The 13,063-nt window shown below is 38.5% G+C and carries 11 protein-coding genes and 1 pseudogene; 1 reads left to right on the top strand and 11 read right to left on the bottom strand.

The annotated features are described in order from the left end of the window. Positions 1-29 precede the first annotated feature (29 nt). On the bottom strand, positions 30-224 hold the full coding sequence (locus AB1280_RS19655; RefSeq protein WP_429756733.1) for a hypothetical protein: 195 nt from the start codon (positions 222-224) through the stop codon (positions 30-32). A gap of 100 nt (positions 225-324) precedes the next feature. On the opposite strand from AB1280_RS19655, the pseudogene AB1280_RS19650 reads away from it, so the two are divergent. Beyond that, positions 325-606, top strand: a pseudogene (locus tag AB1280_RS19650) (IS3 family transposase); the annotation flags it as partial. Positions 607-1,227: 621 nt separating this feature from the next. On the opposite strand, the gene trxB reads toward AB1280_RS19650, so the two are convergent. The 10 genes from trxB to uvrB form a co-directional block, all read right to left on the bottom strand. Continuing rightward, positions 1,228-2,226: a thioredoxin-disulfide reductase gene (trxB, locus tag AB1280_RS19645; protein WP_272189042.1), complete on the bottom strand. Its 999-nt coding sequence runs from the start codon at positions 2,224-2,226 to the stop codon at positions 1,228-1,230. A gap of 42 nt (positions 2,227-2,268) precedes the next feature. Further along, positions 2,269-3,780 (bottom strand): tetratricopeptide repeat protein, encoded by a 1,512-nt coding sequence (locus AB1280_RS19640; RefSeq protein WP_429756732.1) that lies wholly within the window; start codon positions 3,778-3,780, stop codon positions 2,269-2,271. A 122-nt stretch (positions 3,781-3,902) separates the two neighbouring features. Continuing rightward, a complete protein-coding gene (locus tag AB1280_RS19635) occupies positions 3,903-4,415 on the bottom strand; it encodes an acyltransferase (RefSeq protein WP_272189040.1) in 513 nt (170 codons plus the stop codon). A 15-nt stretch (positions 4,416-4,430) separates the two neighbouring features. Continuing rightward, positions 4,431-5,078 carry a pyrophosphatase PpaX gene (gene ppaX / locus AB1280_RS19630; protein WP_429756731.1) on the bottom strand — a complete coding sequence of 216 codons (648 nt, stop codon included), beginning with the start codon at positions 5,076-5,078 and terminating at the stop codon, positions 4,431-4,433. Positions 5,079-5,264: 186 nt separating this feature from the next. Beyond that, positions 5,265-6,077: a prolipoprotein diacylglyceryl transferase gene (gene lgt, locus AB1280_RS19625; RefSeq protein WP_429756730.1), complete on the bottom strand. Its 813-nt coding sequence runs from the start codon at positions 6,075-6,077 to the stop codon at positions 5,265-5,267. A 44-nt stretch (positions 6,078-6,121) separates the two neighbouring features. Next, complete coding sequence (hprK, locus tag AB1280_RS19620; RefSeq protein WP_272189037.1) at positions 6,122-7,051, bottom strand: HPr(Ser) kinase/phosphatase; 930 nt, start codon at positions 7,049-7,051, stop codon at positions 6,122-6,124. A 171-nt stretch (positions 7,052-7,222) separates the two neighbouring features. Beyond that, entirely contained in the window at positions 7,223-7,597 is a 375-nt protein-coding gene (locus AB1280_RS19615) for a phage holin family protein (RefSeq protein ID WP_429756729.1), read from the bottom strand. Positions 7,598-7,735: 138 nt separating this feature from the next. Next, complete coding sequence (locus AB1280_RS19610) at positions 7,736-8,047, bottom strand: hypothetical protein (protein ID WP_429756728.1); 312 nt, start codon at positions 8,045-8,047, stop codon at positions 7,736-7,738. A 77-nt stretch (positions 8,048-8,124) separates the two neighbouring features. Then, on the bottom strand, positions 8,125-10,992 hold the full coding sequence (gene uvrA, locus AB1280_RS19605; RefSeq protein WP_272189034.1) for an excinuclease ABC subunit UvrA: 2,868 nt from the start codon (positions 10,990-10,992) through the stop codon (positions 8,125-8,127). Positions 10,993-10,997: 5 nt separating this feature from the next. Then, positions 10,998-12,974 carry an excinuclease ABC subunit UvrB gene (uvrB, locus tag AB1280_RS19600; protein ID WP_429756727.1) on the bottom strand — a complete coding sequence of 659 codons (1,977 nt, stop codon included), beginning with the start codon at positions 12,972-12,974 and terminating at the stop codon, positions 10,998-11,000. Between the last annotated feature and the right edge of the window lie 89 nt (positions 12,975-13,063).

Here is a 13,063-nt window from a genome sequence, read left to right as displayed (position 1 = left end):
ACTTAATCTGAATTTTCGGAATTCAAAACCTAGGGGATAATACCATGTTGGATAGACAAAATAGTAGATATAATCTCTACTATTCCTGAAGTGCCAAGCATATATCTTGTCATCGAATTAATAGGCACCCTCCTTCCATTGACTAAGCTACTCCAAAACTCTGCAACAGTATTTCCAATTGTAGTCACAACTCCGTATCCTGTGACAACTGCCCTTCGCTTCAATTTCCTGCTCCTCTCATGTAGCCTCTTTTCTATATCCATTGTAAGAAATAACTTTTAAGAAAACCCCAGTGTATCACGCATATTTTCCATTTATACTAAAATGTATAAAAACGGTAAACCAAGGAAAGGCATTATTGAAGAATACGAATTAACACCATCATCATTGGATCGGTGGATCAATCCAAATCATACGTTTGGCTCGTTTAAAGAGAAAGATAATAAGACCAGTTGAAAGCGTTGAGAAAACAAAACAACTTCTTATGGAAAATGATATTTTAAAGCAAGCAGCTCTGATACTAGGACGAAAGTACAAGTATCAAAGAATAACCTCCATAAATACTCGATATCAGCAATGTACAATGTCCTACAATTATTAATGCAGAATAAAAAAAAGATAGACTCGATATAAAATCGAATCTATCTTAAAAAACCTAAATTTCTAACTAATTTGTAACTACTCAGCTTATAGCTAAAAACGCAAGACGAATAGAGGGAATTGTTACAGTTTCACGTTTTGGATACATATATCGAACACTTGTCGCACTTTTTTCGAGCTAACAGGTTCATTTTTTAATGATGATTGGCTCACTTCATCCCCGTTACCAGATTTGGATACCGCTTCTTTAGATAAGCTACCTGCGCTTTCAAATAGTCTCTTTCTTCCTCAATTGTTTTAAAGTTTGTACGTGGTCATCCTTTAAACGGTGAAGTACCATTACTACGTTCATTAAATGATTCACCACTTTTCCATCCAGACTTTTAATTGTGCACAATTTCGAATACCTAATCATTTTGAAAATCTTTGATTACTTTTGACCCCATTCACATAGGCCATAACGGCATTTAATTTAAATTCTTCCGTGTAGGATGGAAATTCTTGTCCCTTTTTCGCCATAGAAAAATCCCCTCCAAGTTTCATTCTTCCCTTCATCTTATCATGACGGTTTTTTTGAATGGCTACTTAAAGGGGATAATACCATGGCTAAATAGTTACACTGATTTTTTATTTTTCTGTTACAGTCTTCAATTCCTCTAACAACTCTTCCACATAGTGCTGTGCACTTTGCGCTGCAATACTTCCATCGCCTGTTGCTGTTACAATTTGGCGAAGCATTTTTTCACGAATATCACCAGCTGCGAAAATACCAGGAACTTTCGTTTCCATACGCTCATTTGTTTCAATATAACCATTTTCATTTGTAATACCCAACTCTGCAAATGGTTTAGAAAGTGGTAACATCCCAACGTAAATAAATACGCCTTCTGTTTTAAACTCTCGCTCTTCACCACTATTTACATCTACAAGTGTTACGCTGCCTACTTTTCCGTTTGCTTCATTAATTTCTTTTACAGTGTGATTCCAAATGAAATCAACTTTTTCATTTTGGAAAGCACGGTCCTGTAAAATCTTTTGTGCACGCAATTGATCACGGCGGTGAACAATCGTTACTTTCGTTGCAAAGCGTGTTAAATACACACCTTCTTCAACAGCTGAGTCGCCGCCGCCAACAACGACAAGCTCTTTTCCTTTAAAGAATGCACCGTCACATACTGCGCAGTATGATACGCCGCGTCCGCCAAGTTCTTTCTCGCCTGGAACGCCAATTTTCTTATATTCCGCACCGCTCGCTACAATAATGGCACGTGCTTTATATTCTTTCTTTCCAGCGATTACTGTTTTATATTCTTTTCCATCAATAATTTGTTTCACATCACCATATGCATATTCTGCACCGAATTTCTTTGCATGTTCAAACATTTTATTTGATAAATCCGGTCCTAAAATATGGTCATAACCCGGATAATTTTCTACTTCTTCTGTATTTGCCATTTGTCCGCCCGGAATACCGCGCTCTAGCATTAACGTACTTAAATTTGATCGAGATGTATACACAGCTGCTGTCATACCTGCTGGACCAGCTCCAATAATAATTACATCATAAATTTTTTCTTCTGCCATAGTCTTCATCTCCTGTTCATAACGATCTTTTAACACCCTCATTATACTGTCAGCAATGTTTTTTTCCCAATGATTTGCTCACTCTTACTCATGCACACATCTTACTGCTTGCACATACTTTCGTACAGTTGCTACCGATACATTATATATATTCCCAAGCTCTGCCTGCGTCAATTTATCATGAAATTCGCCTCTTACAATATATTCAACTGCCGCTGACCAGCCATATACATTTGTAAACGCCGTTCCGCTCGTGTATAAGCGTATAAATGTACAAAACCAAAGATGTAAACACTCTTCAATCAGCTCATCATCTTTGTTTGTATAGTTGTATAAAGCATCAGCAATATGAACACATTGTTCAAACGGCTGAAGCTCTTGTGGAATACTTTTATGACTATTCATTAAAAAGAAATAGTGCGCGAGCTGTGATACGATTGGAACACGCTTAGGAGATTGCATCACATCAAAGAAAAAGCCGATTTTCTCTGGTGTTGTCAGCTCATTCATTAAATATAAAGCCAGCATTTGTTCTTCTAACGTTTCACTTTGCTGAAATGATTGCTGCAGTTCTCGAAATAAAATATTTTGGCCTTCATCTGCTAAATTAATAGCATTCCAAGGCTCCTTCCCTTTTTTATCAGGATGTAACTCCACAACATGCGACCACATTTTCTCTGCTGTTTGTTCATCTTTTACCATATAAGCAGAATATGCGAACCAATAATAAAAACTAACATCACCTTCGTAGCCTTGGCGCTTTAAAACTTTTAACCATTTATATGCACTTTCAAAACGACCAATTGTCGCAAATGTTGTCCCTAGTTTTACACGATGCTCAAACGACATCGGATACACTGTCTCCAGTTGCTCCGCTAACTTTTCTACTTGCTTATATTCCCCAATAGAATATAGAAAAATAAGCGTATTACATAAGGCATGAATATTCCCTGGATTTTTCTCTAAAATTAATTCTGTCATTTTCAATGCTTGATCAACATTGCCAAGCTGAAAATGAGCAATTGCTAAATTATTATGTGCCGACCAAAATTCCGGATATTCCGTTATAACGCCTTCAAGCGTAGCAATCGCCTCTTCTAATTGACCGTTCCGAATATAATGATTTGCTTGCTCTTGCATCACAATTAATCCATCTTCATCTTCCAATTCCGGTGCATCCATTTCTTCTTCTTCAATAATCTCTAAAAGTTCCATCGTCTCTGCAATAAATTCTTTATCCGTCGCAATGTCTAAATACCGCTCTGCATACTTTTTTGCTTGTTGAAATAGACCAAGATACGCATAATTATTTGCCATAAAATAATAGCATTCTTCTATTTGTTCACCCGTACGAACAATTTGTAATAAAATTTGATTCGATTCGTGGTACTCTCCCACTTCCGATAACGCCGTTGCTAATTGACATAAAATAAATGGCTCTTTCTGACTTTGTGCCGCTCTTTTAAAATATTTAATCGCATCGTCTAAATGATGATTGCGATAAGCCTTCATTCCTTTATCATAAAAGAAATCGGCTAATTGATTAAAAGAAATAACTTGTCCGTTATCTTTATGAATTTCTTGATTTTTCCCCATAGATCCTCCATTATTTCATTCTTCTATCTATAAGTATAAACGATTCTTCTAAAAACAAAACAGTATATTATACGCAAATATTTCCTTTTCATTCCCGAAAAGAAAAGGAAAATGTTACATTTCTAACATTTCCCTTTTCTCGCTGTCATTTCCTCTTTCGTATAAATAACACGCATCGGATTTCCACCAACGAAAGCACCGCTCGGTACATCACGATGAACAAATGTACCCGCTGAAACAATCGCTCCATCTCCAATGACAACACCCGGTAAAATTGTCGAATTTGCTCCAATCATTACTTCGTTTCCAATTCTAATTTCACCAAGGCGATATTCTGTAATTAAATATTCATGAGCTAATAATGTTGTATTATAACCAATTATCGAATTACGCCCAATCGTAATTTTCTCAGGAAACATGATATCTGGCATAACCATAAGGGCAAATGAAGTTTGCTCTCCTATTTGCATTCGCAAAAATGTACGATATAACCAATTTTTCATCCGTAAAAATGGAGTATAACGCGCAATTTGAATGACAATGAAGTTTTTCATCACTTTCCAAAACGAAACGGTCTTATATACGTTCCATAATGAATTTGCTCCTGACACAGGATAGCGTGTTGTCCGTCGCACTATTCTCTCCCCTTGTCAGCCTAGTTCATGAGGCAAGATCGTTAACAAGTCACTCATTTTTTCTAACACATAATCCGGTTTATAAGACTCTAAGTATTCGCGTCCTTTAATTGTCCATGCAACAGCTGCTGTCTTCACGCCAGCATTTTGTCCGCCAACAATATCATGATGATTATCTCCTACCATTAACGCTTCTTCCGGCTTTGCCTCTAACAATTGCAACGCTCTTTGAATCGGTTCTGGATGCGGTTTCACATGCTCTACATCATCAATTGTCACCACAACATCAAAAAACTGTTTTAATTTCGATAGTTTTAATCCCATTTCGACAGTTTTGCGCGCCTTCGTTGTTACAATCCCAACTTTATACCCTTTCTTTCGCAAATCCTGTACAGTTTCATACACTGTTTCATACTCTTCTACTAACTCATCATGATGCTGATGATTAAAATCACGATAACATTGAATAAGTTCTTCTACTCGGCCTTCATCAATTTTACTGAATGTATCATGCAATGATGGACCAATAAACGGCAGTACGTCTTCACGCTTATACTGATTTGGATAGTACTTTTCTAAAGTATATAAAAATGAAGAGATAATAAGTTCGTTCGTATTAATCAACGTCCCATCCAGATCAAATAACACTGTATTAATGTTCATCTTTTCCACGTCCTTAGCTGTTTTATGATAAAGTGAAGCTTCCATTCGGAGGTGCACTTCCCTTCGAATGGTTAGTTGAACCAATCGGGCTCTTCTGTACTTACTGCTTGTTAGAGCGGGATATGAAAAGAAGCAGCGCCGCATGTATGACGCTACTTTTTCTGATTTACCTCTGAAGTTCTATCATTATTTTTCTGAATATCGTTTATCCGCATATCCCATTTTTCGTCTCACAACAACAAAAATGATAGAAACGAGAATTAAGACAATGGATACAACCTGTGCAATACGAAGGGGACCAAGCATTAAGCTATCTGTGCGCAACCCTTCTACAAACAAACGACCGATGGAGTACCAAGTTAAATACGTAAAGAACAGTTCTCCGCGACGTAAATTTGCTCTTCGAAGAAATAGAAGTAAAATAACCCCAGCAAAACTCCATAACGATTCATATAAAAATGTTGGATGGTAATACACACCATCAATATACATTTGATTTATAATAAACTGTGGTAAATGTAAACTTTCAAGGAATTGACGTGTTACTTCACCGCCATGAGCTTCTTGGTTCATAAAGTTGCCCCAGCGGCCAATCGCTTGTCCAAGTAAAATACTTGGCGCTGCAATATCTGCTAGCTTCCAAAAAGATAGACCCTGTACTTTTGTAAATACAATCCCGGTAAGAACTGCACCAATTAATCCGCCATGAATCGCTAAACCACCTTGACGAATGTTAATAATTTGACTCGGGTTTTGGGAATAATAGTCCCATTCGAAAATAACATAGTATGCACGTGCACAAATGATTGCAATCGGCACTGCAATTAGGACCAAATCAATAAACGTATCTTTCGGAATACCGAGACGCTCTCCTTCGCGGGTTGCAAGCCATAATCCAAGCAACACAGCCGTACCAATAATGACGCCATACCAATAAATTGGAAACGGTCCAAGCTGAACTGCCACGCGATCAAGCTGCGGTACAGACCCTAACAGCATATTCTCTACTCCCTTTCTATTCCACTAATGGAAGCTTCTTATATTTAATTTTGATCTCCTAGTTCAATCGCGCTCATAAGACGCTCTGAAAATTGTTGCGCTGCATTGACGCCCATACGTTTTAAGCGGAAGTTCATCGCTGCTACCTCAATGATGACAGCTAAGTTTCGACCTGGTCGTACGGGAAGAGTAATCTTTGTAATATCTGTATCAATAATTTTCATTTTTTCTTCATCTAAGCCAAGGCGATCATAGTTCTTCTTTTGATCCCAAATTTCAAGATTAATCACAAGTGAAATACGTTTATGATTACGCACTGCACCTGCACCAAATAACGTCATTACGTTAATAATGCCCAGTCCACGAATTTCAAGTAAATGCTCAATTAACTCTGGCGAACTACCAACTAGTGTATCGTCATCTTCTTGGCGAATTTCTACACTATCATCAGCAACAAGACGATGTCCACGCTTCACAAGCTCAAGTGCTGTTTCGCTTTTCCCGACACCACTTTGCCCTGTAATCATTACACCAACACCGTAAATATCAACTAATACACCGTGAATAGCTGTCGTTGGCGCTAATTTACTTTCTAAATAGTTCGTCAAGCGACTCGATAAACGTGTCGTTTTTAACGGTGAACATAATATCGGCACACCTGTCTGACGAGATGCTTGCATTAACTCTTCCGGTACATCTTGACCGCGCGTTACAATAATACATGGTGTTTCTTCTGTACAAAGCGCTTGCATGCGCATTTTCTTTTGTTCTTCTGTTAACGTATCAAAAAAAGTAAGCTCAGTTTTCCCAAGAAGTTGCACACGATCAGCTGGATAATATGTAAAAAATCCTGCCATTTCAATTCCAGGGCGTGATAAATCACTTGTATCAATTGGACGGTGAATTCCTTCCTCACCACTTACTAATTCTAACTGAAAATGTTCAATTAAATCTTTCGTTCGAACTTTTGGCATATGTAAACCTCCACGTTGCGGAATGTATCTAGGCAGCGTACTACCACTCTACCCGCTATTGTACCATTTTTTTCTTAAAACAAGAAATACGGTTTCTTTTGAAAAAGAAAAAAACATTCCACGCTTTGCGCAAAATGTTCTACATTTTGTCGGATACTTCCTGCTGTCTGATTATTTTTTCTCATATAACGGTTCAATAATTACTTTCTCAATTAACATATTTAAAATTGAAATAAAGATAGCCGCCATAATTGCTGCACCAAATCCAGATAAATTAAACGCATTACCAAGTAACGAATCTGTAATTTCTAGCGTAATCGCATTAATAACGATTAAGAAGAAACCAAATGTTAACACAGTAATTGGCAGCGTAATTAAAATTAATAACGGTTTAACAAATACATTTAAAAGAGACAAAATAACGCTCGCAATCACTGCTGTTTGTATATTCGCTATTTCAAACGCACCTGGTGCAAATATTTTGAGAAGACCTGATACAACGATTAGCACAATACTATTTACAATAAGTGATATAACCCATCTCATGTTCTTTACACTTCCTTTTCACTAGGGACAATAAATACTTAAACTATATATCAACAATGATACTTGAAATCTGCTAAAATTACCAAGAACAAATGAAATGAAACTACAGATAAAATAATTCCTCTCACAGGAAATTCTTTACTCATTCACAAGCAATTGTACACCTTTCACAACATTCCAAATGAAAATAACAAGGTTCACTAATCCAAATAACAACAGTGCTATAAGCATCATTACACCAATTTGTTCGGGTGTATTCATCACAAACCCGAGTAGAAAAACGAAAAATAAACAAAAGAACGGTAGTAAATGCGAAACAAAAGCTTTCTTTGCATGAGATTTCACTTCTTCATGAGGAACAACAAAATACACAATGATTGGAAATAATAACGGAGCCACAAAAATACTAAAATAACAACAAGAGGCTAACACTTTTTCGGTAGAATTCACATCCTCAACTCCTTTGGATGTATATAACAGAAAACATGTAACAGGGAAGCACCGCTCCTCTGTTACATGTTCCTTTACTATGTTAATTCTACTTCTTTCACTTTTTCTTTCATACGTGCTGTATCACGTTCTAAAACACCTTTTAAATACTTACCTGTATAAGAGCGTTCTTCTTTCACAACTTGCTCTGGCGTACCTGTTGCAACAATTTGTCCGCCCTTATCTCCACCTTCAGGACCAAGGTCAATCAGATAATCAGCCGTTTTAATAACATCTAAGTTATGTTCAATAACAAGTACCGTTTCACCATTATCAACAAGACGCTGAAGCACTTTTAACAAGCGGGCAATATCATGTGCATGAAGTCCCGTTGTCGGTTCATCTAAAATGTACAACGTGCGGCCTGTTGAACGGCGGTGCAGCTCAGATGCTAATTTCACGCGCTGCGCTTCTCCACCCGATAACGTTGTTGCCGGTTGACCGAGCTTCATATAATCAAGCCCTACATCCACAAGTGTTTGGAGTTTACGTTTAATTTTCGGGATATTAGCAAAGAACTCTACCCCATCTTCAATTGTCATCTCTAACACTTCAGAAATGTTTTTATCTTTATATTTTACTTCCAATGTTTCACGATTATAACGTTTTCCATGACAAACTTCACATGGAACGTACACATCTGGTAAGAAGTGCATTTCAATTTTAATAATCCCATCGCCGCGGCACGCTTCACAGCGGCCACCTTTCACGTTAAAGCTAAAGCGTCCTTTTTGATAACCGCGCACTTTTGCTTCATTCGTTTGTGCAAACACATCACGAATATCATCAAACACACCTGTATATGTCGCTGGGTTAGAACGCGGTGTACGTCCAATTGGGGACTGATCAATATCAATTACCTTATCTAAATGCTCAAGGCCCTTAATTTCCTTATGCATACCAGGCTTACTCTTCGATTTATATAATTTTTGAGCAACTGCTTTATATAGCACCTCATTAATTAATGTACTTTTTCCTGAACCAGATACACCCGTTACCGCAACAAATGTTCCAAGCGGGAATGACATCTTCGCATTTTTTAAGTTATTTTCCTTCGCTCCTATAACCTCAATCTTACGACCATCACCTTTGCGACGCTCTAACGGAACTGGAATAAACTTTTTACCTGATAAGTATTGTCCTGTTAACGAATGATCATCATGCATTACTTCTTGCGGCGTCCCTGCTGAAACAACTTGCCCGCCGTGAATCCCTGCACCAGGACCAATATCTAATAAATAATCTGCAGCCATCATCGTATCTTCATCATGCTCCACAACGATAAGCGTATTTCCTAAATCACGCATATTTTTCAGTGTTTGAATTAAGCGATCGTTATCACGCTGATGTAAACCAATTGAAGGCTCATCAAGAATATATAATACCCCTGTTAAGCTCGAACCAATTTGCGTCGCTAAGCGAATGCGCTGCGCTTCTCCACCTGATAACGTTCCAGCTGCACGGCTAAGCGTTAAATAATCAAGTCCAACATTAATTAGAAAGCTAAGACGCTCTTTAATTTCGCGCAAAATCAGCTTTGCAATACTTTGTTGCTTTTCTGTTAATTCGATATTTGTAAAGAACTCGTGCGCATCCTGCACAGAAAACTGCGCCACTTCCGCAATCGTTTTTCCACCTACAAAAACAGCTAAAGTTTCCGGCTTCAAACGAGCACCTTTACATTTTGGACAGGCTTGCTCCGCCATATATTTTTCCATTTGCTCACGAATATAATCGGAGCTCGTTTCTCGGTAACGGCGTTCAATGTTCGGGATTACACCTTCAAAAATAATCTCGCTTTCCTTTACTTGACCAAAGTCGTTCACATAGCGGAAATACACTTTTTCTTCTCCGCTTCCGTACAACACTTTTTCAAACAAATGCTTCGGAATATCTTTCACCGGTACATCCATATCAATACCATAATGGTTACAAACAGACTTTAGCAATTGCGGATAATATTGTGAGCTTGTTGGCTCCCAAGGTGCGATTGCATGATCGTTTAATGATAAACCCCAGTTTGGAATGACCAAATCAAGATCTACTTCTAACTTTGAACCAAGACCATCACAAGACGGACATGCACCGAACGGACTGTTGAAAGAAAACATGCGCGGCTCCAGTTCACCAATAGAAAATCCGCAATACGGACAAGCGTGATGCTCACTAAACAGCAACTCTTCCTCTCCAATCACATCAATTAAAACGCGGCCTTCACCAAGCTTCAAAGCCGTTTCTAATGAATCGGCAAGGCGACCAGCAATTCCTTCTTTCACCACAATCCGGTCAATCACAACCTCAATAGAATGCTTTTTATTCTTATCTAACGTAATTTCTTCTGATACATCAAGCATTTCTCCGTCAACGCGAACGCGAACGTACCCTTGCTTTTTAATATCTTCTAATAGCTTTACATGCGCACCTTTACGCCCCGATACAATCGGTGCGAGCACTTGTAGCTTCGTACGCTCCGGATACTCTAAAATACGATCTACCATTTGCTCAATTGTTTGCGATGTAATTTCAATTCCATGATTTGGACAAATCGGAGTCCCCACACGCGCAAATAATAAGCGTAAGTAATCGGAAATCTCCGTCACTGTTCCAACGGTTGAGCGCGGGTTACGGCTCGTCGTTTTTTGGTCAATTGAAATGGCCGGCGATAGTCCTTCAATTGCATCAACATCTGGTTTATCCATTTGCCCTAAAAATTGACGTGCATACGCCGATAGCGATTCTACATATCGACGTTGCCCTTCTGCATAAATCGTGTCAAACGCTAACGATGATTTCCCTGAACCAGATAGCCCTGTTACAACAACAAGCTGATTTCTCGGAATGGTGACATCTATATTTTTTAAGTTGTGGGCTCTCGCACCTTTTACAACGATAAAATCTTTACTCATTGCCTTCACCCTTCTGCTTTTAGTTCTAATAATAAATCGCGAAGCTCAGCTGCCCGCTCAAAATCAAGCGCTTTTGCAGCTTCTTTCATTTCCGCTTCCATTTTTGCAATTACATTTTCTCGTTCTTTTTTCGTCATTTTCTTAGGTGGTGCTGCTTCATACGTTTCGGTATCTTCCGCAGCCATCGTTGCACGAATCACGTCGCGCACCTCTTTTTGAATTGTTTTCGGTATAATACCATGCTTTTCATTGTATGCTTCTTGAATTTGACGACGACGTTTCGTTTCTTCCATTGCAATTTCCATCGATTTTGTAATTCGGTCTGCATACATCACAACATGACCGTTTGCATTACGAGCTGCACGACCAATCGTCTGAATAAGCGAGCGCTCTGAACGAAGAAATCCTTCTTTATCTGCATCTAATATTGCTACAAGCGATACTTCTGGAATATCGAGCCCTTCTCGAAGTAAGTTAATACCGACAAGCACATCGAACTTGCCAAGGCGAAGATCGCGAATAATTTCAATCCGCTCTAACGTTTTAATTTCAGAATGAAGATAGTTTACTTTAATCCCAACATCTTTCAAATAATCTGTTAAATCCTCTGACATTTTCTTCGTTAATGTCGTAATTAATACACGCTCATTTTTCGCGATCCGGTCTTGTATCTCTCCTAGTAAATCATCAATTTGCCCTTCAATTGGCCTTACATCAATTTTCGGATCTAATAGCCCTGTCGGACGAATAATTTGTTCCACCACTTCCGGTGAATGTTCAAGTTCATATGGACCCGGTGTTGCTGATACATACACAACTTGATTCGTTTTCTCTTGAAACTCTTCAAACATAAGCGGTCTGTTATCTAGTGCTGATGGCAGACGGAATCCATGATCAACAAGTACTTGTTTCCGCGCTTTATCACCGTTGTACATTGCTCGTACTTGCGGCACTGATACATGCGACTCATCCATCACGATGAGAAAATCTTTAGGGAAATAATCTAACAATGTATATGGTGTTGAACCAGCTGGACGGAGTGTCAAATGACGGGAATAGTTCTCAATCCCTGAACAAAAGCCCATCTCGCGCATCATTTCTAAATCGTAACGCGTCCGCTGCTCTATCCGCTGCGCTTCTAACAATTTACCGTTATCATTTAATTCTTTTAGGCGTTCTTCTAACTCTTTTTCAATATTTTCAATAGCGACTTTCATTTTTTCTTCGCGTGTAACGAAGTGAGACGCCGGAAAAATCGCCACATGCTCACGTTCTGCTAATACTTCACCTGTTAATGCATTTACTTCTCTGATACGATCAATTTCATCACCGAAGAATTCAATTCGGATACAATGCTCATCAAGAGATGCAGGGAAGATTTCAACTACATCACCGCGCACACGAAACGTCCCACGCTGGAAGTCAATATCATTACGGCCATACTGCACATCAACAAGTTCACGAAGCAATTGATTGCGATCTTTCTCCATACCAACGCGCAAAGAAACAACAAGCTCACTATATTCTTCTGGAGAACCTAAACCGTAAATACAAGACACACTCGCTACAACAATGACATCATCTCTTTCAAATAAAGCCGACGTCGCTGAGTGACGCAATTTATCGATTTCATCATTAATTTGTGCGTCTTTTTCAATAAACGTATCGGTTTGTGGTACATACGCTTCCGGTTGATAATAGTCGTAGTAACTAACAAAATATTCAACTGCATTGTTCGGAAAGAAATCTTTGAGCTCACTGTATAACTGTCCTGCTAACGTTTTATTATGAGCCATTACAAGTGTTGGCTTTTTCACCTCTTTAATAACATTTGAAATCGTAAATGTCTTACCCGTCCCTGTCGCTCCAAGCAACACTTGATGTTTCTTACCATTTTTAATCCCAGCTACCAGCTGCTCTATCGCTCTTGGCTGATCACCTTGCGGGGAATATTCTGAGACAATTTCAAATTGATGTTCCAAATAAATCCGCCCTCCTCGTAAAAAATCTGTATTTTCATTTTAACACGAACGCCTATAAAAAAACCAAAAAAACGAACAAGTATTCGATA

The organism is Bacillus sp. S10(2024), assembly GCF_050473865.1.
In the GTDB taxonomy this organism is placed as follows: Bacteria; Bacillota; Bacilli; order Bacillales; family Bacillaceae_G; genus Bacillus_A.
The sequence above is the reverse complement of the archived record's forward strand: the minus strand, read 5'-3'. Positions and strand labels throughout refer to the sequence as shown.